This window comes from Actinomadura atramentaria DSM 43919 (assembly GCF_000381885.1).
GTDB lineage: Bacteria > Actinomycetota > Actinomycetes > Streptosporangiales > Streptosporangiaceae > Spirillospora > Spirillospora atramentaria.
In genome coordinates this window covers 165781-184857 of sequence record NZ_KB907211.1, presented here as the reverse complement: position 1 = coordinate 184857, position 19077 = coordinate 165781, and the positions used below count along the sequence as shown (strand labels likewise).

General features: G+C 71.9%; 19 protein-coding genes and 1 tRNA gene. 7 read left to right on the top strand and 13 right to left on the bottom strand.

Annotation, left to right across the window (positions count from 1 at the left end; genetic code table 11):
• Positions 1-19: 19 nt before the first annotated feature.
• Entirely contained in the window at positions 20-1462 is a 1443-nt protein-coding gene (locus tag G339_RS0111385; protein WP_019631207.1) for an MFS transporter, read from the bottom strand.
• 166 nt (positions 1463-1628) lie between these two features.
• Between G339_RS0111385 and G339_RS0111380 the strand changes: the two genes are divergently transcribed.
• The gene (locus G339_RS0111380; RefSeq protein WP_019631206.1) at positions 1629-2765 is read left to right on the top strand and encodes a sensor histidine kinase; all 1137 of its coding nucleotides are present in this window, start codon (positions 1629-1631) and stop codon (positions 2763-2765) included.
• Positions 2762-3421: a response regulator gene (locus G339_RS0111375; RefSeq protein ID WP_019631205.1), complete on the top strand. Its 660-nt coding sequence runs from the start codon at positions 2762-2764 to the stop codon at positions 3419-3421. Before G339_RS0111380 ends, G339_RS0111375 begins: the two co-directional genes overlap by 4 nt.
• 40 nt (positions 3422-3461) lie before the next feature.
• Here G339_RS0111375 and G339_RS0111370 read toward each other — a convergent pair whose 3' ends face one another.
• A complete protein-coding gene (locus G339_RS0111370; RefSeq protein ID WP_019631204.1) occupies positions 3462-5252 on the bottom strand; it encodes a siderophore-interacting protein in 1791 nt (596 codons plus the stop codon).
• Entirely contained in the window at positions 5249-6175 is a 927-nt protein-coding gene (locus G339_RS0111365; RefSeq protein ID WP_240489789.1) for an ABC transporter substrate-binding protein, read from the bottom strand. Before G339_RS0111365 ends, G339_RS0111370 begins: the two co-directional genes overlap by 4 nt.
• 161 nt (positions 6176-6336) lie before the next feature.
• On the opposite strand from G339_RS0111365, the gene G339_RS0111360 reads away from it, so the two are divergent.
• From G339_RS0111360 to G339_RS0111350, 3 genes are read left to right on the top strand one after another with little or no spacing between them, the layout of a single operon-like run.
• A complete protein-coding gene (locus G339_RS0111360) occupies positions 6337-7353 on the top strand; it encodes a FecCD family ABC transporter permease (RefSeq protein ID WP_051107816.1) in 1017 nt (338 codons plus the stop codon).
• Positions 7350-8426 (top strand): FecCD family ABC transporter permease, encoded by a 1077-nt coding sequence (locus tag G339_RS0111355; protein WP_019631201.1) that lies wholly within the window; start codon positions 7350-7352, stop codon positions 8424-8426. Before G339_RS0111360 ends, G339_RS0111355 begins: the two co-directional genes overlap by 4 nt.
• Complete coding sequence (locus tag G339_RS0111350) at positions 8419-9204, top strand: ABC transporter ATP-binding protein (protein WP_026341354.1); 786 nt, start codon at positions 8419-8421, stop codon at positions 9202-9204. Before G339_RS0111355 ends, G339_RS0111350 begins: the two co-directional genes overlap by 8 nt.
• 120 nt (positions 9205-9324) lie before the next feature.
• Here G339_RS0111350 and lepB read toward each other — a convergent pair whose 3' ends face one another.
• Positions 9325-10176, bottom strand: a complete 852-nt coding sequence (gene lepB / locus G339_RS37660; protein WP_084693208.1) for a signal peptidase I — start codon at positions 10174-10176, stop codon at positions 9325-9327.
• A gap of 554 nt (positions 10177-10730) precedes the next feature.
• Between lepB and G339_RS0111345 the strand changes: the two genes are divergently transcribed.
• Positions 10731-11297, top strand: a complete 567-nt coding sequence (locus G339_RS0111345; RefSeq protein WP_019631199.1) for a Uma2 family endonuclease — start codon at positions 10731-10733, stop codon at positions 11295-11297.
• 152 nt (positions 11298-11449) lie between these two features.
• Here G339_RS0111345 and G339_RS0111340 read toward each other — a convergent pair whose 3' ends face one another.
• From G339_RS0111340 to G339_RS0111330, 3 genes are all read right to left on the bottom strand, one after another.
• Positions 11450-12103, bottom strand: coding sequence for an SMI1/KNR4 family protein (locus G339_RS0111340; protein ID WP_019631198.1), 654 nt, complete (start codon positions 12101-12103; stop codon positions 11450-11452).
• Between the two features lie 126 nt (positions 12104-12229).
• Positions 12230-12302, bottom strand: a tRNA-Val gene (locus tag G339_RS0111335).
• An 82-nt stretch (positions 12303-12384) separates the two neighbouring features.
• Complete coding sequence (locus tag G339_RS0111330) at positions 12385-12933, bottom strand: dihydrofolate reductase family protein (protein ID WP_019631197.1); 549 nt, start codon at positions 12931-12933, stop codon at positions 12385-12387.
• A gap of 222 nt (positions 12934-13155) precedes the next feature.
• Here G339_RS0111330 and G339_RS0111325 point away from each other — a divergent pair, with 222 nt between their 5' ends.
• Entirely contained in the window at positions 13156-13680 is a 525-nt protein-coding gene (locus G339_RS0111325) for a TetR/AcrR family transcriptional regulator (RefSeq protein WP_019631196.1), read from the top strand.
• Here G339_RS0111325 and G339_RS0111320 read toward each other — a convergent pair.
• The 6 genes from G339_RS0111320 to G339_RS0111295 form a co-directional block, all read right to left on the bottom strand.
• Positions 13658-14209 (bottom strand): carboxymuconolactone decarboxylase family protein, encoded by a 552-nt coding sequence (locus G339_RS0111320; RefSeq protein ID WP_019631195.1) that lies wholly within the window; start codon positions 14207-14209, stop codon positions 13658-13660. The two genes, G339_RS0111325 and G339_RS0111320, sit on opposite strands and share 23 nt — an antisense overlap.
• A complete protein-coding gene (locus G339_RS0111315; RefSeq protein ID WP_019631194.1) occupies positions 14206-15087 on the bottom strand; it encodes an SDR family NAD(P)-dependent oxidoreductase in 882 nt (293 codons plus the stop codon). The genes G339_RS0111320 and G339_RS0111315 overlap by 4 nt, the downstream gene beginning before the upstream one ends.
• A gap of 188 nt (positions 15088-15275) precedes the next feature.
• The gene (locus G339_RS0111310) at positions 15276-16175 is read right to left on the bottom strand and encodes a proteasome assembly chaperone family protein (RefSeq protein ID WP_019631193.1); all 900 of its coding nucleotides are present in this window, start codon (positions 16173-16175) and stop codon (positions 15276-15278) included.
• A 74-nt stretch (positions 16176-16249) separates the two neighbouring features.
• Positions 16250-17221, bottom strand: a complete 972-nt coding sequence (cbbX, locus tag G339_RS0111305; protein WP_019631192.1) for a CbbX protein — start codon at positions 17219-17221, stop codon at positions 16250-16252.
• Positions 17218-17640 (bottom strand): ribulose bisphosphate carboxylase small subunit, encoded by a 423-nt coding sequence (locus G339_RS0111300; protein WP_019631191.1) that lies wholly within the window; start codon positions 17638-17640, stop codon positions 17218-17220. Before G339_RS0111300 ends, cbbX begins: the two co-directional genes overlap by 4 nt.
• Positions 17640-19073: a form I ribulose bisphosphate carboxylase large subunit gene (locus G339_RS0111295; protein WP_019631190.1), complete on the bottom strand. Its 1434-nt coding sequence runs from the start codon at positions 19071-19073 to the stop codon at positions 17640-17642. Before G339_RS0111295 ends, G339_RS0111300 begins: the two co-directional genes overlap by 1 nt.
• Positions 19074-19077: the final 4 nt, after the last annotated feature.

Genomic DNA, 19077 nt, shown 5'->3' with positions numbered 1-19077 from the left:
TCTCTGCGGTTGCGGCGGGTCAGGCGGCGTCGGGGACGGGCGCGGCGCCGGTGCGGGGCAGGACGGCGACCGCGACGAGCGTCCCCGCGACCAGCAGCGCGGCCCCGAGCGTCAGCCCGAGCGCGTACCCGTCGCTCAGGGTCGCGGCCGTCACCAGGTGGCCGGTGCGGTGCTCGGCGGCGGTGCCGAGGGCGGCCAGGCCGAGGGACGCGCCGATCTGCCGCGAGCTGTTGAGCAGGCCGGACGCGGTGCCGGTCTCGCCGGGCGCGACGCCCGTCGTGGCCGTCGCGGCGAGCGGCCCGAGGCAGAGCCCGAACCCGACGCTGGCGAGGATGGACGGGCCGAGGACGTCGACCGCGTAGCTCCCGTCCGGGCTGATCATCCCGAACCAGACGAACCCGGCGGCGGCCATGAACCCGCCGACCACCATCAGCGTCCGGGGCCGGAACCGGTAGCCGAGCTTGATGGCGATCACCGCGCCGACGACCGCGCCGAGCGCGAACGGCAGGAACATGGCCCCGGTCAGCGCCGCGCCCTTCCCGAGGACCTGCTGCAGGTACAGCGACATGAAGTAGAACGACGAGGCCATGGCCGCGCCGACCAGGATGCTGAACCCGTTGGCCCCGGCGACGGAGCGGTTGGCGAACAGGCCGAGCCTGATCAGCGGATCGCGGCGGGTCGTCCGCTCGACCACGACGAACGCGGCCAGCAGGACGGCGGCCGTGCCGAGCGTCGCCAGCGTGACGGGCGACGTCCACGCGTACCGGTCCGTGCGGACGACGCCGAACACCAGCGCCACCATGCCCCCCGTGACCAGGGCCGCGCCGAGGACGTCCGGCCGGCTGTCGCGCGCGGGCGGCGCCGCGACCACCCCGCGCCACGCCATGACCAGCGCCCCGGCGGCCATCGGCGCGCTCACGAACATCACCGCGCGCCAGCTCGTGTACTCGGTGAGCAGGCCGCCGATCAGCACGCCGAACGCGCCCCCGGCGGCGTTCGTCGCGCTCCACACGCCGTAGGCGCGAACCCGCGCCCGGCCCTCGGGGAACGTCGTGGCCAGCAGCGCGAGCGCGGCCGGGGCGAGCGCGGCGGCCCCGACGCCCTGCGCGACGCGGGCGGCGACGAGCTGGCCGGGCTCCTGCGCGAACCCGCCGAGCAGGGACGCCAGCCCGAACAGCCCGAGCCCGGACAGCAGGACGCGCTTGTGCCCGTACCGGTCGGCGGCCTTCCCGCCGAGCAGCAGCAGCCCGCCGAACGTGAGCGCGTAGCCGTGGATCACCCAGGTCAGCCCGGCGGTGCTGAACCCGAGGCCGCGCCCGATCTCCGGCAGCCCGACGTTCACCACCGACAGGTCGAGCGACACCATGAACTGGACGACGGCGACGGCGGCGAGGACGAGTCCCGGCCGGGCCGCGGGTGCGGCGAGGGGGCGGCGGCCGCCCCGGACGTGGGTCGTGTTCATGCCGGACATCGTGGGCTTCGGACCGGTTCGCGGTCGTCGTGCCGGGGATGACTCTTCGGCCCGGCACCGGGGGCGTACGTCCGGCGCTCGTACTACCTGGGGAGTAGCGGTTTCTTACGACCCGGCGACGAGGACTTCCGGCGTCCGACCGCCGTAATCTACGCGAATGAGCATTTCGGACCGGTCGCGGCCGCTCGTCGAGGACGGCCTGCTCGCCCTCGTCATGGCCGCGCTGCTGGCGGTCGTCGTGGCGAACACGCCGGACGCGGGCGCGCTCGACCTCGCGGGAGCGCTCGCGGGCGCGCTGGCGCTCGTCGGCTGGCGGCGCGCGCCGCTGGCCGCGCTGATCGTCAGCACGGCGTGCATGCTCCCGGTCGCGCTGCACGTGCAGCCCGGCCTCACCGCCGCGTTCCCGGTGATGGTGACGGTGTTCGCGGCCGTCCACGCGGGGCACCGGGTGCCCGCCGCGCTGGCGGCGGCCGCCTACCTCGGCGGGGATCTGGCGACGCATCTGCACGGTTCGTCCACGACCGTTCGGGATCTACAGGACACGTCGCTGCTCATGGGCTGGTTCGTCGCGTCCGGCATCGCGGCCGTCGTCACCCGGCACCGCCAGGCGTACCTGGAAGAGGCCGAGCGGCGCGCCGCCGAGGCCGAGCGCACCCGCGACGAGACCGCCCGCCGCCGCGCGGGCGAGGAACGGCTGCGCATCGCGCGCGAGCTGCACGACTCGCTCACGCACAGCATCTCGATCATCAAGGTCCAGGCCGGGGTCGCCGTCCACCTCGCGCGGCGGCGCGGCGAGGACGTGCCGCCCGCGCTGCTGGCCATCCAGGAGGCCAGCTCCGACGCGATGCGCGAGCTGCGCGCCACGCTGGAGGTCCTGCGCGACGACGGCACCGAGGACACGCGGGCCAGCGGCCTCGACCGGCTGGACGACCTGGTGGAACGCGCCCGCTCGACGGGCCTGTCGGCGACCGTCGCGGTGTCCGGCGCGCGCCGCGAACTGCCCGCCGAGGTGGACCGTGCCGCGTACCGGATCGTCCAGGAGGCGCTGACCAACGTGTCCCGGCACTCCGGCGGCGCGGCGGCGGCCGTCCGCATCGACTACGCCGACGCGGCGCTGGTCGTGCGGGTGGACGACGACGGCCGCGCCGACCCGGACGCGCCGCCCGTCCCCGGCACCGGCCTGCTCGGGATGCGCGAGCGCGTCGCCGCGCTCGGCGGGCGGCTGCGCGCCGAGCCCCGCGCCGAGGGCGGCTTCACCGTCCGCGCCGAACTCCCGCTGGGCGGTCCCGCGTGATCCGCGTCCTGCTCGTGGACGACCAGGCGCTCATCCGCGGCGGCTTCCGCGCGCTCCTGGAGATCGAGGATGACATCGAGGTCGTCGCGGAGGCCGCCAACGGCGAGCGGGGCGTCGCGCTCGCCCGCGAGCACCGGCCCGACGTCGCGCTGGTGGACGTCCAGATGCCCGTCATGGACGGCATCGAGGCCACCCGGCTCATCGCCGCCGACGAGCGGCTGTCCGGGGTCCACGTCGTGATCCTCACCAACTACGGGCTGGACGAGTACGTCTTCAACGCGCTGCGCGCCGGGGCCTGCGGATTCATGGTCAAGGACACCGAGCCCGCCGACCTGCTCCAGGGCGTCCGCGTCGCGGCGCGCGGCGACGCGCTGCTGTCCCCGGCGATCACCCGCCGCCTCATCGGGGAGTACGTCGCCCGCCGCCCCTCCCCCGCGCCCGGCGCGCTCGACGTCCTCACCAACCGCGAACGCGAGGTCACCGCCCTCGTCGCCCGCGGCCTGTCCAACGACGAGATCGCCGCCCACATGGTCATCAGCCCGACAACGGCCAAGACCCACGTCAGCCGCGCGATGACCAAACTCCACGCCCGCGACCGCGCCCAACTCGTCGTCCTGGCCTACGAATCCGGCCTGGTCGCCCCCCGCCGCCCCTAACGCGGCCGGCCCCGGTCAGCCGGGGCCGGCCGCGCGGGCGTCAGGCGGCGCGGAGTTCCAGCAGGTGGATCGCGTCGTGCAGCGGGGCGACCGACGCGACGCGCAGCCCGACGCGGGCCGCGAGGGCGTCGTACTCCTCGCGGGTGCGCTCGCCGCTGCCGAACACCGCGTACATCCGCAGGTCGAACACCAGGTCGTGGTCGTGCGGCTCGTCCTCGGGCAGCCGCTCGACCAGCACCACGCGCCCGTCCGGTCCGGCGGCCTCGGCGGCGCGGCGCAGGATCGCCGCGGCCTCCTCGTCCGGCCAGTCGTGCAGGACCTGCGCGAGCAGGTACACGTCGCCCGCGGGCAGCTTCTCGAAGAAGCTCTGCCGGGCGACGGCCGCCCGGTCGCCCAGGCCGAGGCCCGTCAGGTGCGCCTCGGCGCGCGCGGCCGGGGTGGGCAGTTCGACGAGCGTGCCCCGCGTCTCCGGGTACGCGGTGAGGACGCGGCCGAGCAGCGCGCCCGTCCCGCCGCCGACGTCCACGACGTGCTCGGCGGTCAGGCCGAGGGCGGCGACGGCCTGCGGCGCCCACACGTCGGACCATTCGGCCAGCGTCCGGTCGAAGCTCTCGCGCAGGCCCGCCTCGCCGTCCAGTTCGTCCCAGAACGAGTGGCCCCGGGCGTGCTCGAAGCCCGACCGCCCGGTGCGGACGGCGTGCAGCAGCCCCGGCCAGGCGTCGTCGAGCCGCGCGTGCCCGCTGCGGCGGTCGAGCATGGCGCGGACGGTGTCCTCCATCAGGAGGTAGCCCTTCGGGCCGAGCCCGACCGTGCCGTCCGCGGCGAGGGTGAACAGCTTCTCGAACGCCAGCAGCCCGACCAGCCGGCGGATGCCGCCCGGCCGCGCCCCGGCGGCGTCCGCCAGCGCGTCCACCGTGGTGCGCCCGTCCGCGACGTGGTCCGCGAGGCCGAGCGTGACCGCCGCGCGGATCGCGTACGGGACGCCCAGGTCGGCGGCGTGCCGCAGCGCACCGAGGTCGAGGGCGTGCTGGTCCTGGCTGCGGCCCGCGCGCCAGTACCCGGCGACGTCGGTGCAGCCCCTGTCGACCTTGCGGACGTCCTTGAACCAGCGGCGCAGCGGCCGCAGCATCCCGGCCTCGCCCGCCGCCCACGCGTACACCCGCCCGTCGCGCCACGGCGCGTCCCGGACGGCGTCCATGAACGCGTCCGGCCCGGCCGTATCGCGGTGGACCCAGGTGACGTGCAGGTCCGCGGCGTGCTCGAACGCCTGCTCGTCGGCGGCGGACGGCACCGAGACGACGGCCGTGACCGGCGTCCCGGCGGGCAGCTCCTCGACGCGCCGCGCGATGGCGGGCAGCGCCGTCTCGTCCCCGGCGAGGAAATACCAGTCGATGCCGGGCGGCAGCACGGTCGTCCCGCGCGGCCCCGCGACCAGGACGCGGTCGCCCGGCGCGGCGCGCTCGGCCCACTCGGCGGCGAGCCCGCCCCGGTGCCGGACGAAGTCCAGCTCCAGCCGCCGCGCGGCGGCGTCGAAGCGGCGCGGCGTGTAGTCGCGGGAGCGCATCAGCGCCTCCCGCGTCCAGTCGAGCGTGCCGTCCTCCTGGACGGGCGCGGGGACGTCCGTGCCGTCGAGGAAGACGAGCTTGACGTGGTCGTCGGCGTTCTCCGTGCGGAACGGGAAGATGTCGTGCCCGTTCGACCGGAACGCTCCAAGCTGGTCGCCGGTCAGCACGACCCGCCGCATCCCCGGCGTGACGTCGTACGCCTCCAGCACCTCCAGGTCCCGGAGGACGATCGGGAACGGCCGGTGCTCGCGCCCGCCCGCGCTCATCGCCGGACGTCCTTGGCGGACTCGGCCGCCTTCCGGATGTCCGCGACGGCCTTGTCCGCCGCGTCGAACGTGAACACCGTGCCCATCGTCAGCGGGAAGACGTTCCCGGCCTTCACGGCGGGCAGCCGCTTGAACGACGCCGTGTCCAGCAGTTTCTCGGTGCCGGGGCTCGGCTTGCCGTCGATGGTGGCGTCGTAGAAGATCACGTCCGCGTCGCTCAGGTCGGGGAGCTTCTCACTGGGCAGTTCGGCGCGGTAGCGGGCCGGGTTCGCGGTGTACGCGCCGAGGTAGCCGAAGCCCGCCGCGTTCAGGCGCTGGTAGTTCAGCGACTTGCTGGTGTCAACGTAGGTCTTGGCGCTGTTGACGCCCAGCGAGACGGCCTTGAGGCCCGACACCTTCGCGCCGTGCTCGGTCCTGATCGCGGCGAGGGACTTGTCGAGGGCGGCGTTGCGCTGCGACCAGTCGGTGGTCTTGCCGAGGACGTCCGCCAGCTTGGGGTAGTTCGTCCACACGTCCGGCGGCTCGGCGATCTTGAAGATCACCGTGGGGGCGATGTCCTGAAGTTCCTTGTAGTCGATGCTCAGGCCGCCGTTGTCCATGCCGACGATGAGGTCGGGCTTGGCCTTGATGACCTTCTCGATGTCGACGCCCTGGAAGCTGCCGACCGTGGGGACGTCCTTCACCTTCGAGTAGAGCTGCGGGCCCAGCTCGTCCTCCAGGAACTCGCCCTGCAGCGTCGCGACCGGCACGACGCCGAGTTCGGCCAGCTCGGTGCCGGTGCGCCACAGTCCGACGACGCGCTTGGGGTTCTTCGGGACGCCGGTCACGTCCCCGGTGAAGGTGCCGGTGACCGTCCGCGTGCCGCCGGTGTCCTTGCCGCCGTCGCCCTCGGACGATCCGCCGCAGGCGGACAGTGTCGCCACGGCGCACAGCGCCACCGCGGCGATTGCCGCGCGTGCCCCACGTATCATTGTTTGTCTCGTTCCATACTTGGTGGGCGCGCAGGGCGGAATGACCCCGATCGCGCCGTTCATCGGACGGGGTAGTTAGGGAAGCCTAACCTAACTTAGGCTAGTCTTCCCGCATGAGATCACCCGCCCGGCCCCCCGGGAGCGCACTGCCCGCCATCGCCGGGGCGCTCGTCGCGGGGACGGCCCTCGCCGTGCTGTTCAGCCTCGCCTTCGGCAGCAACGCGATCCCGCTCCGGCAGGTGCTCGGCGCGCTGTTCGCGGGCGTCGACTCCGACAACGCGACCGTCATCACCTCCCAGCGGCTGCCGCGCACGCTGCTCGGCCTCGCCGCCGGACTCGCGATCGGCATGGCGGGCGCGCTGATGCAGGGCCACACGCGCAACCCCCTCGCCGACCCCGGGCTGTTCGGCGTCAACGCGGGCGCGGCGTTCGGCGTCGCGTGCCTGGCGTTCGGCCTCGGCGTCGCCTCGCCCGCGCTCACCGTCGTCGCCGCGCTGCTCGGCGCGGGCATCGCCGCCGCGCTCGTCGTGCTGTTCGGGCTGCGCGGCGTCTCCGGCGGCTCGCTCGTACGGCTGGCGATCATGGGCACCGCGCTGGAGGCGCTGCTCAGCGCGCTGACGTCCGCGCTCATCCTGCTCGACAAGGGGACGCTGGACGTCCTGCGGTTCTGGGAGGTCGGCGCGCTGTCCGACCGCGACTACGCCGCGGCCGCGTGGGTCGCGCCCGCCGCGCTCGCCGGGTGCGTCCTCGCGGTGGCCAACGCGTTCTCCCTCAACGCGCTCGGGCTCGGGGACGACGTCGCGCGGTCGCTCGGCACGCGCGTCCGCACCAGCCGCGTCGCGGGGGTCGCGGCGATCACGCTGCTCGCCGGGTCCGCGACCGCGATCTGCGGGCCGATCGCGTTCCTCGGCCTCGTCGCCCCGCACGGCGCGCGCGCCCTCGCCGGGCACGACCAGCGCTGGCTGGTGCCGCTGGCCGGGCTGATCGGGGCGATCGTGCTGCTCGTCGCGGACACCCTCGGCCGGATCATCGCGCGGCCCGGCGAACTGGAGGCGGGCATCGTCATGGCGCTGCTCGGCGCGCCCGTGCTGCTCGCCGTCACCCGCCGACGCCGGTTGGCGGCGCTGTGACGGGCTTCGCGACGGCGCGCGCCGGACGGGGGCGCGGGGTGCTGGTCGGGCCGGTCGGGCTCGTGATGCGGACGCGGTCCGTCGTCGCGGGCGTCGTCGTGGTCCTTCTGCTGGCGGTGCTGCTGGCCGTCTCCGTGCTGACGGGCGACCTGGACATTCCGGTCGGCCGCGCGCTGGCGGCGCTGGCCGGGGACGGCACGCGGATCGAGAACCTCGTCGTCGTCGACCACCGGCTGTCGCGGGCGCTGGCCGCCGTCCTGGTCGGGTTCGCGCTCGGCTGCGCCGGGGCGCTCACCCAGACCATCACCCGCAACCCGATCGCCAGCCCCGACATCATGGGCGTCAGCGCGGGGGCCGGGCTGTTCGCGGTCTTCCTCGTCACCCGTCCCGAGACGGCGAAGGCGTTCGGCGACCACCCGGCCGGGCAGCTCCTCGCGCCCGCCGCGATCGTCGGCGGCCTGCTGACGACCGCCCTGATCCTCGGCCTGTCCTGGCGGGCCGGGTTCGACGGGATGCGGCTGATCCTCGTCGGCCTCGGCGTCAACGCCATCGCGCTGGCCGGGGTGTCGTTCCTGCTCACCCGCGCCGACCTGGAGAACGCGCAGGCCGCGACCCGCTGGCTGACGGGCTCGCTGGCGGGGGCCCGGATGGGCGACGTGCTGTTCCTCGCGCCGCTCGCCCTCATCGGCGCGGCCGTCTGCGCGATACTCGCCCGCGACCTGGCCGCCCTGCGCCTGGGCCGCGACGTCGCACCGACGCTCGGCACACCGCCCGGCCGCACCGAGGCGGTAGCGCTGCTGGTCGCCGTCCTGCTGACGTCCGGGGCGGTAGCGGTCGCCGGACCCATCGCCTTCGTCGCCTTCATCGCCCCGCAGGCGGCACTACGCGCCTTCGGCACCGCAGGCCCGCCGCCACTGGCGGGCGGCCTGGTCGGCGCCCTGCTGGTCCTCGCCGCCGACCTGACCGCCGCCCGCCTGCCCACCGAACTGCCCGTGGGCGTCCCGACCGCCGTGATCGGCGCCCCGAGCCTGCTCTACCTGCTCAACCAGTACCGCCGGAGAACAAGTGCCTGACACCAGCCCTTTGCGCGCCGAGCACATCACCGCGGGCTACTCCCGCACACCCGTCCTGCGCGACGTCTCCCTGGAAATCCCACGCGCCCGAGTCACCACCATCGTCGGCCCCAACGGCTGCGGAAAATCAACGCTCCTGAAAGTCCTGGCCCGACTCCTAACCCCATCAGCCGGAAACGTCTACCTAGACGGCGAACGCCTGGCCGACCTACGCCCCCGCCAAATAGCGACCCGCCTAGCCGTACTCCCCCAGAACCCGGTAGCCCCCGAAGGCATGACCGTCCGAGACCTGGCATCCCGAGGCCGCCAACCCCACCAACCCTGGTACCGGGCCTGGACCCCAGAAGACGCCAAAATAGTAGAAGAAGCCCTACAAGCAACAGGCGTCCAAGCCCTGGCAGACAAGGCCTTGGACGAACTATCCGGCGGCCAACGCCAAAGCGCCTGGATAGCAATGGCCCTGGCCCAACAACCGAACGTCCTCCTACTGGACGAACCAACAACCTACCTGGACCTGGCCCACGCGGTCCAGGTCCTGGACCTGATCCACCGCCTGTGCCGAGAAACCACCAGAACAATAGTCATGGTCCTCCACGACCTGAGCCTGGCCGCCCGCTACAGCGACCACCTGGTAGTAATGAAAGACGGCCAACTCCTAGCCGAAGGCCCACCCGCAGAAGTCATGACCAAAGAAATGCTCCTCAAAGGCTTCAACCTGAAAGCCCACGTCTTCAACGACCCAGAAGACAACCTCCCCACAGTAGTCCCAGCCCGCTGACCCAGAACACGCAAACCCCATCCTCGGACGACCTGAACGCCGCCTCCCTCGAAACCACCCGGTCTCCAAATGATCAGCCTGCTCGGCCAAGCAGGAGAAGGCGCCAGAGCACCTGTTCGATCAATAGCGCCGACTCTCAGGAGCCAGGCCGGCCACGGCCTCCACGTAGCCGGTCGAGGGACTGGCGGGCAGGCCCGGGAGGGCCGCTCCCTCAAGGCCCGACTGTTCGAATGTGGAAGGGACAGGAAGGTTGCCAATACGGCCCACCGGCCATATGACAACGAAGGCCCGGCCGATCACATTGCCGACCGGAATCGTACCCCCTGCGGAATCCCCCTGATGATAACGAGAGTCTGCCGACATGTTCCGGTGGTCACCCATCACCCAAAGCCGACCTGGAGGGACGGTGATATCGAACGACTCATCGGACGGCTTGCTCTGAACATGCGTGACCGGATCTTTGAAAAGATAAGACTGCTCGTTCAATGGAGCGCCATTGACCGTGACGCGCCCTTCGGTATCGCAGCACTTCACGTGGTCGCCACCGATACCGATGACACGTTTGATGAAATCTTTTCCACTAGGCGCGAACCCGATAACACCCCCGATCCAGCGGAATGTTTTCTGCAATGGCCCCTTCGGCGGAGCCATCTGCCCTTCGGAATCCCAGGACGGTGGCCCCTTGAAGACAATGACCTCCCCGCGCCTGACGTCCCGAGTACGGTAAACGATCTTGTTGACGAGAACGCGATCGCCGATATGGAGCGTGTTCTCCATCGAACCCGAAGGGATATAGAACGCTTGTATCGCGAGTACCTTGACGACCAGCGCGAGGATCACCGCTACGAGGATCAGGATGGGCAACTCTTTCCAAAACGGTCTACTTTCCTTGTTGCCCGAACCTTTCTCATCAGAGGTACCGGACACCTCCGGCGAGTAGCCGTCCTGCTGGTCTCCGACATCAGATTGCACGATCCAATCCCTCCGGTCCGCATCGAACGCTTTGCAAGATTAGGCTGCCCAGTCGCCAAAGGATGGTGTCCGGGTCCCGAGTGTAGCCGCAGATCCATACCACGAACCGGAGCCTCGGTAAAGTCACAGCAGAACCGGCCTCGGCCGTTTGCGTTGCGATTCTGAGCGTCATACGCACTACCACTCGACACCAACGTGCGACATCAGCGGCATTTGATTCACAACGATCGCGGCACCGCACGGCCGCCCGTCCCTCTGGACCCCCGGCGAACGGGCCCGCCGCCGGTCGGCGCACCGCCCGCCCGAGCGCGACCGCCCGGGCGGGCACTGCCGCCTGGCGGCGGCAATGGCGCGAACCTGGGCCGAGGCGGACCACCGGCCGGATCACCGGCCCACGCCCGTCGCCCGCCACGTTGGAAGCGCCGAGAACAACACACCTCGACACCCCCGCGGCGCCTTCCGGACGGGCGGTGCGCGCTCACGTCCGAGGCGGGTGTTCCGCCTGGAGAGGCAGTACGCTGGCAGGACCGGACCTGACCTCGGAGGAGGTACGCATGACTGTGGAGATGGTCGCGCCCGCGTGGATGCACACGCAGATCACCGCCGAGCAGTACGACTCCTGGTCCGAGGAGCAGAGCGCCGGCATCGAGATCGTGGACGGGATGGTCGTCGTGAGCCCGAGCGCCTCCAAACGGCACAACCGCCTGGCCCGAATCCTGGCCAACGCTCTCGACGCCGCCGCAGGTCCGGAATGGAACGCCGACACCGACTTCGACATCCGCCTCCAGGACGTACCTCTCACGAACCGGCGTCCCGACGTCACCGTCTACCGGGCGGAGACCATCGATGACGCACCTACCCGTCCGGAGCATGTGCTTCTCGTGGTCGAGATCGTGTCGCCGGGCTCGGAGACCACCGACCGGATCGTGAAAGTCGACCAGTACGCCAAAGCCGGGATCCCCTTCTACTGGCGCATCGAACGGGCCGCCACAGGCATTCCGATCGTCTACACCTACGTCCTCGACCCCGCCAACAGGGTCTATCGGGACGGCGAGATCTTCACCGGCGCGGTGAAGACCGCCGCACCGTTCTCCGTCGCGGTCGATCTCGGAACCTTGTAGAAAAGCCTGTTCGCCCTGTCGGCCGTTTCCCCTGGACCGTCGCCAGTGGCCGCTCGGCGATGTCAGGCTGGATGAACAGCGGATCGATGGCGCGGTTCTCCGGCGGCTTCAGCCTGAGTACCGGCTGCCGGGCCTGCCCCGACCACGCCTGGTCACCGCGGTCCGTCGACCACGACCGCGTCGATCCGCAGATCCCTCGGATCCACCCACGTCAGCCCACCCCGGTACAGCGCGGGCCGATCCCCCACGTTCTCGGTGCCGTCCGGGCGCCGCATCGGGCGTCCCTGCTCGAGCACGGCAGCGATCTCAACCAGCCAGTCCGGCAAGGGCCATCCGCGCGACGGCCACGGGTACGGCTCGTCCGCCTCATCAACCGCCCACCGGCCGAGGTTGCCGTACGAAGCCCCGCCCTTGCGCGCATCGACGTACCAGCCGTACCAGACGTCCCCGGGAGTCCGCGCGAACGGCACAATGCCCGCCGCCCGCTCCCACTCCCGGGTACGCATCTGGTATTCACCGACCACCCTGTCGAGCGGCAGCATCGTCTTGCCCGAAGGAAGGATCCCGGCGATCCTCGCCGCACCCGACGGTGCCCGGTCCTCATCCACTCCGTCATGGATCCGGTACCAGGCCGCCAGCGTCGCGGGAAGCTCGACACCCATCGCGGCCTCCGCCGCGGCGATGTCGGCTTCGCCGGCCGGGGGACGCAGCAGCGCGCCCGACGCCGGGGCGTGCGCCCGCAGCCAGGACTCGATCCGACCCCACGCCGCAACCAGCCGCTCCACACCATCCGCATCAGCACTCATACGCCGACCCTAAAAGCGGACACACCCGAACCCGTTCCCGTCGAGGCGGCCCAGGCGCTGGGAGCGGCGCGGCGGCTGTTCCGGAACACGCCACGTTGACGCAGAGTCCTAGTAAGGACCGCAAGGTGGGGCTGGCCGGACTCGAACCGACGACCTACGAGGTGTAAGCTCGCCGCGCTACCAACTGCGCCACAGCCCCTTGACCGCAAAGACGATACCGCCTCCGGTCCGGTTTGCTGTACTCGGTTGCGGGTGGGGTGGGCGTGGGTGTGCGGGCGGGTTCAGGGTTTCGCGGGGGCGTAGGTGGCGTGCAGGACGCCCGTGCTGAGGGTCGTCTGCCGCAGCAGCTCCAGCGGGTAGGTCGGGGTGTCCTCGAAGAGGCGCGCGCCGTGGCCGACCGCGATCGGGTGGATGAGCAGGTCGAGGCGGTCCAGCAGGTTCTCGGCGAGCAGCCAGCGGACGAGCGTCGCGCTGCCGGACATGCCGATGCCGCCGGGGGTCGTCTCCTTGAGTTCGCGCAGGCGGGCGGCGGCGGTGTCGCCGCGCAGGAGCGTGGTGTTCGTCCAGTCGGCGCTCTCCAGGCTGTCGGAGACGACGTACTTGGGGATCGCGTTGATGAAGGCCCCGAACTCCTGGTCGGCGGACGCGGACGGCCAGTACTGCGACCACTCCCCGTACAGGACGCGGCCCATGAGGAACGCGTCGTAGGTCTCCATGCCCGCGCCGATGACCGCGCCCATCTCGTCGTTGAAGTAAGGGAAGTGCCACTGGTCGGGCCGCTCGACCACGCCGTCGAGCGAGATGAAGAAGTTCGCGGTGATCTGTCCCATGACGGGCTCCAAAGGTGAGCGACGCGGCCGGACCGCCCGGCCGACGCCCACTATGACCGCCGCGTCCGACAGAACTCGTCGCCCCAGGCCAAGGCGGAAGGCGAAACTTGTTCTAGGGTTGGTGGCGTGAGCGTCTCGGTGCATCGTCGGCTACCCCGTGGGCGTCATGCCCTTCCGCCCGAGGAGGTCGCGCGCACGCAGCGCGGCCGCCTCCTGTTGGCGATGGCGCAGGCGATGGCCGAGCGCGGGTTCGTGGACACGTCCGTCGGCGACGTCCTCAAGCTCGCCGGGGTGTCGCGGCAGACGTTCTACCAGTTGTTCAGCTCCAAGCTCGACTGCTTCATGGCGGCGTTCGACGCGGCGGCGACGCTGCTGGAGACGCGGCTGCGGGAGGCCGTCGAGGCGGGCGGCACGCCGATGGAGCAGTTCGAGCGGGCGGTCGGCGCGTACGCCGAGGGCCTGGCGACGCAGCCGGAGTACGCGCGGCTGTTCCTGATCGAGGCGCACGCGGCGGGCCCGGCGGCGATCGAGCGCCGCATGGAGTTCCAGGAGCTGCTGTCGACGACGATCGCGGAGCTGTTCGGCGCGGAGACCGACGACGCGCGGTTCGCGTGCCGCGCGGTGGTCGCGGCGGTCGGCTCGATGGTGGTCGGGCCGCTGGTGCGCGATGACCCGGACGGGGTGCGGCGGATCGCCGCCGACACGGTCCGGCACGTGGCGCGGCTCAGGGACGCCGGCGTCCTGTAGGCGCGTCCGGGACGAGCCGCAGCGCGGTGATGACGGTCGCGAGCATGTCGTAGTGCCCGGCGAGCATCAGGAACTCGACGCACTCGGGCTCGGTGAGGTGCCGGCGCAGCGCCGCCCACGCGGCGTCGTCGAGGTCGCGGCCCTCCTGAAGCCGGTCGACGGCGGTGAGCAGCGCGGCCTCGCGCGGCGTCCAGCCGGGCGCGTCGGGCCCGGCGGCGAGCCGTTCGACGTCGGCGGAGCGGACCCCGGCGCGGCGGCCGAGCCGGACGTGGTGCTCGAACTCGTACCGGCAGTCCCGCAGGTGCGCGACGCGCAGGATGACCAGCTCGCACTCGCGGCGCGGCAGCGACCCGCCGGGCATCAGCGACCCGGCGAACAGCAGCCAGGTGTGGAACAGCCGGGGCCGCCGCCCGAGGGTGAGGAACAGGCTCGGCGGGGCGGTGCGGGCGACGCGGCCCGCCGCGCGCGCGAACAGCCAGGTGAACAGGCCGGTGTCGGCGAGGCGGCCGGGCCGGACGCGGGGCGTCACGCGTCCTCCCCGGCGGGCTGCGCGGTGGTGAGCGGCGCGTCCTCGGTGCGGGCGATCTCCAGGGCGCGGGCGAGGCCGCGCTGGACGAGCAGGTCCATGACGGGCTGCGCGAGCATCCGGACGGGCAGCACCGCGCCGACCCAGCCGGGCGCGACGACGCGGCGGGAGCGCCGCGCGATGCCGCGTTCGAGCGCGTCGATCCCGGCGGACAGCGGCGTGACGCCCGACAGCCCGGACGCCGACCGCCGCTTGCCGATGAGCGCCGCGGCGGCCTGGGTGCCGAAGCCGCGGCTGGTCATGTCGGTGTCGAGTTCGGCGAAGTAGGCGACGCCGACGCGCGCGCCGGTGGGCCGCAGCTCGGCGCGCAGCGTGTTGCCGAGCGCCTCGACGGCGGCCTTGGACGCGCTGTACGCGCCGAGCAGCGGCAGGTTGACGGCGGCGGCGGCCGAGGAGACGGCGAGCGCGTACCCGCGCCGGTGCGCGATGTGCGGTCCGGCGGCGCGCAGTGTGTTGTACGTGCCGGTGGCGTTGACGCGCAGCGTGGCGTCCCAGACGCGCGGGTCGCCGCCGAGGACGGGGAGCTGCGCGGCGACGCCCGCGTTGGCGACGACGACGTCGAGCCCGCCGAGCGCGGCGACGGCGTGGGCGACGGCGGCCTCGACCTGGTCGCGGTCGGCGACGTCGCAGACGCTCCAGGGCGCGTCGCCGCAGCGGGCGGCGACGGCGGCGAGCAGATCGGGTTCGAGCCCGGCGACGGCGACGCGCGCCCCGCGCGCGTGCAGCCGGTCCGCGAGCGCCGCCCCGATCCCGCGCGCCGCGCCGGTGATGAGGACGCGACGCCCGGTGAGCGACGGCGATGACTGGTTCGTGAACTTCATGCGCGGGACCGTACCACGAATGAACATGGGCGTTTTTTTATCACTCGGACACGATCCCAGAATCACGTTCGGTAAACAAGACCCCCACGTCAACAGCGACGACACGCGATCCGCACCTGAGCGAGAACGCGACCGCGCGACGGCCAGAACCCTCACCCGCGAACAGAAACGCGAGGGTCGCCCAGCGGTTACTCGGGCTTGTCCTGCTCCGCCAGGAACTGCTCGAACTGGGCCGCGATCTCGTCCGCCGTGGGCATGTCGCGGTCGTCGGCGAGCAGGCTCTCGCGCTCGGCCGCGCCCGCGAAGGCGTCGTACTGCTCCTCCAGCGCGCGCACGACCTTCTCGACCTCGGCGTTGCCGTTGACCTGCTCGGCGATGTCGGCGTCGGTGCGGGTGGCCGCGTCGCGGAGGCCGTCCGAGGGCAGCACCAGCCCGGTCGCCGCCGCGACGGCCTCCAGCGCGGCGACCGCCGCGGTCGGGTAGGACGCCTGCGCCAGGTAGTGCGGCACGTGGACGGCGTACCCCACCGCGTCGTGGCCCGCCTCGGCCAGCCGGAACTCCAGCAGCGCGGACGCGCTGCCCGGCACCTGCATGGTGTCGAACCAGGCCGCGCGCTTCACCAGGTCGGGACGGGTGCCGTGCGAGGTCATCCCGACCGGGCGCGTGTGCGGCACGCCCATCGGGATGCCGTTGAACCCGACGCAGAGCCGCACGCCGAGCCGTTCGACCAGCGACCGGACGGCGGCGGAGAAGCCCTCCCAGAGCCGGTCCGGCTCGGGGCCCGTCATCATCAGGAACGGCGTGCCGACCTCGTCGCGCAGCAGGTGGACGACCAGTTCGGGCGTGTCGTACGCCGACCAGTGGTCCCGCTCGAACGTCATGAGCGGCCGGCGCGCCCGGTAGTCGATGAGCACGTCCGCGTCGAACCGCGCGACGACCCGGTGGTCGAGCGTGTCGAGCAGGTGCTCGCGGACGAGCTGTCCGGTGGACCCGGCGTCGACGAAGCCGTCGAGGCTGTGGAGGAGGACCGGCCCGTCCAGTTCGGGCAGGTCCCCCTCCAGCTCGTACAGGTCCTCAGGGTTGCGCACCGTACCCCCCATGTCCAACGTCGAATGAAGTCAACATTAGGACATGGCGGTCTTCTTCCCCGGTCCGAATGTGATCACGGTCGCGGGCCGAAGACCCGGCTGCCGAGGAAGTCGTCGGCGGCCAGGGTGGTGAGGGCGGCGAGGTCGACGGCGCCGCCCGCGTCCAGCAGCCGGTTGGCGTGCCGGAGCCGGGCCCGCTCGATCGCGTTGCGCACGGACCGCGCGTTGGCGAACCGGGGCTGCGCGCGCCGCCGCTCGACGTAGTCGCGGAAGACGGGCTCGGCGGCGGGGTCGAGCTTGTAGCCCTCGCGCTCCATCATCATCGTCCCGATCGCCTCGAGTTCGTCGGCGGCGTAGTCGGGGAAGTCGATGTGGTGCGCGATGCGGCTGCTCATGCCGGGGTTGGACGAGAAGAACGAGTCCATCCGGTCCTTGTAGCCGGCGAGGACCACCACGAGGTCGTCGCGCTGGTTCTCCATCACCTGCAGCAGGATCTCGATGGCCTCCTGCCCGTAGTCGCGCTCGTTCTCCGCGCGGTACAGGTAGTACGCCTCGTCGATGAACAGCACGCCGCCCATCGCGCGCTTCAGGACCTCTTTGGTCTTGGGCGCGGTGTGGCCGACGTACTGGCCGACGAGGTCGTCGCGGGTCACCGACACCAGGTGGCCGCGCCGGACGTACCCGAGGCGGTGCAGCAGCTCCGCGAGCCGGACGGCGACGGTCGTCTTGCCGGTGCCGGGGCTGCCGGTGAAGCACATGTGCAGGTTGGGGCGGCCGGAGTCGATCCCGAACCGGGCCCGCATCCGGTCGACCAGCAGCAGCGCCGCGATCTCCCGGATGCGGGTCTTGACCGGGACGAGCCCGACCAGTTCCCGGTCGAGCGCGTCCAGCACCTCGTCCACGTGCGACTCGGCGCGCTCCTCGGCCAGGTCGATGGACGCGTCCGGCGGCAGGGTCTCCACGACGGCGGCCTCCTCCTCGGCCGCCGCCGCGGCCCCGCCCGGGCGCATCCCGAACCCGACGCGCGCGGAACCGGTCTCGGTCATCGCGCGTACCGGTCGCCCTGCGGACGGTCCAGCGCGTACGGGTGCGTCGTGTACTGCACGCGCCGGTCGGACGCCTCGGTGCGCTCCAGCCGGAAGCCGGGCTCCTCGGCGGGCCGCTGCACGATGAACGACAGCGCCGTGGTCTGGCGCCCGTAGCGCGCGTCGTAGGCGTTCAGCCGGATGTAGTGGCCGGGGTACGCCTTGCGGCACTCGTTGACCTCCAGCAGGACGCCCGCCGGGTCCTTGAGGTCGAACATCGGCAGTCCCCACATCTCCCAGTAGGAGTTGCGCGGGTGCGGGTCGTCGGTGAACTCGATCGAGCAGGGCCAGCCCTGGTCGAGCACGTAGGCGACCTGGAGGGCGATCTCCTCGTCGGTCAGCTCGGGCAGGTAGGAGAAGGTTCCTTGGGTGATCCGCATCAGAGGCTCACAGGGGTGTCGACGACGTCGGGGGTGTCGGTGGACTCGTAGTTGAACGTGATGTCGCCCCAGGTGGACAGGGCGACGTCCAGCTCGCGGCTGTGCTTGGCGGCGGCGCGCAGGATGTCGGGGCCCTCCTGGGCGAAGTCGCGGCCCTCGTTGCGGGCCTTGATCATCGCCTCCAGCGCGACGCGGTTGGCGGCGGCGCCGGCCGCGATGCCCATCGGGTGCCCGATCGTCCCGCCGCCGAACTGCAGGATGACGTCCTCGCCGAGCAGGTCGAGGAGCTGGTGCATCTGCCCGGCGTGGATGCCGCCGGACGCGACCGGCATCGTCCCCGGCAGCGACGCCCACTCCTGGTCGAAGTACAGGCCCTTCACCGGGTCCGCCTCGATCCGGTCCAGGCGCAGCGTGTCGTAGAACCCGGCGACGCTGTGCGGGTCGCCCTCCAGCTTCCCGACGACCGTCCCGGCGTGGATGTGGTCGACGCCCGCCAGCCGCATCCACTTGGCGATGACGCGGAAGCTCACGCCGTGGTTCTTCTGCCGCGTGTACGTCGAGTGCCCCGCGCGGTGCAGGTGCAGGATGACGCCGTTGCGCCGCGCCCACTTGGCCATCGACTGGATCGCGGTGTAGCCGATCGTCAGGTCGATCATGACGATGACGCTGCCCAGCTCCTTGGCGAACTCGGCGCGCTCGTACATGTCCTCCATCGTCGCCGCGGTGACGTTGAGGTAGTGGCCCTTGATCTCGCCCGTCGCGGCCTGCGCGCGGTTGACGCCCTCCATGCAGTAGAGGAAGCGGTCGCGCCAGCGCATGAACGGCTGCGAGTTGATGTTCTCGTCGTCCTTGGTGAAGTCCAGGCCGCCGCGCAGGGCCTCGTAGACGACGCGGCCGTAGTTGCGCGCCGACAGGCCGAGCTTCGGCTTGACGGTCGCGCCGAGCAGCGGCCGCCCGAACTTGCCGAGGTACTCGCGCTCCATGACGATCCCGTGCGCGGGGCCCTGGAACGTCTTCACGTAGTGCGTCGGGATGCGCATGTCCTCCAGGCGCAGCGCCTTCAGCGCCTTGAACCCGAACACGTTGCCGATGATCGACGACGTGAGGTTCGCGATCGACCCCTCCTCGAACAGGTCGAGGTCGTAGGCGATGTAGGCGATGAACTGGCCCTCCTGCCCCGGGACGGGCTCCACCCGGTAGCACTTGGCCTGGTAGTTCTCGTAGCTGGTCAGCCGGTCGGTCCACACCACCGTCCAGGTGGCGGTGGACGACTCGCCCGCGACGGCCGCGCCCGCCTCCTCCGGCGGCACGCCCGGCTGCGGCGTGATCCGGAAGGCGGCGAGGATGTCGCTGTCCTTCGGCTGGTAGTCGGGGCGCCAGTAGCCCATCTCCGCGTACGGGATCACGCCCGCCGACCATCGGCCGCCGCTCATCTTC

Bases quoted from the DNA above. Each gene is read 5' to 3' on its own strand.
- G339_RS0111330 (WP_019631197.1), bottom strand. From the start codon at position 12,933: ATGGGACAGATCACCGCGAACTTCTTCATCTCGCTCGACGGCGTGGTC.
- G339_RS0111345 (WP_019631199.1), top strand. From the start codon at position 10,731: ATGACTGTGGAGATGGTCGCGCCCGCGTGGATGCACACGCAGATCACC.
- cbbX (WP_019631192.1), bottom strand. From the start codon at position 17,221: ATGACCGAGACCGGTTCCGCGCGCGTCGGGTTCGGGATGCGCCCGGGC.
- G339_RS0111360 (WP_051107816.1), top strand. From the start codon at position 6,337: ATGAGATCACCCGCCCGGCCCCCCGGGAGCGCACTGCCCGCCATCGCC.
- G339_RS0111325 (WP_019631196.1), top strand. From the start codon at position 13,156: ATGGCGCAGGCGATGGCCGAGCGCGGGTTCGTGGACACGTCCGTCGGC.
- G339_RS0111370 (WP_019631204.1), bottom strand. From the start codon at position 5,252: ATGAGCGCGGGCGGGCGCGAGCACCGGCCGTTCCCGATCGTCCTCCGG.
- G339_RS0111385 (WP_019631207.1), bottom strand. From the start codon at position 1,462: ATGAACACGACCCACGTCCGGGGCGGCCGCCGCCCCCTCGCCGCACCC.
- G339_RS0111340 (WP_019631198.1), bottom strand. From the start codon at position 12,103: ATGAGTGCTGATGCGGATGGTGTGGAGCGGCTGGTTGCGGCGTGGGGT.
- G339_RS0111300 (WP_019631191.1), bottom strand. From the start codon at position 17,640: ATGCGGATCACCCAAGGAACCTTCTCCTACCTGCCCGAGCTGACCGAC.
- G339_RS0111315 (WP_019631194.1), bottom strand. From the start codon at position 15,087: ATGAAGTTCACGAACCAGTCATCGCCGTCGCTCACCGGGCGTCGCGTC.
- G339_RS0111380 (WP_019631206.1), top strand. From the start codon at position 1,629: ATGAGCATTTCGGACCGGTCGCGGCCGCTCGTCGAGGACGGCCTGCTC.
- G339_RS0111295 (WP_019631190.1), bottom strand. From the start codon at position 19,073: ATGAGCGGCGGCCGATGGTCGGCGGGCGTGATCCCGTACGCGGAGATG.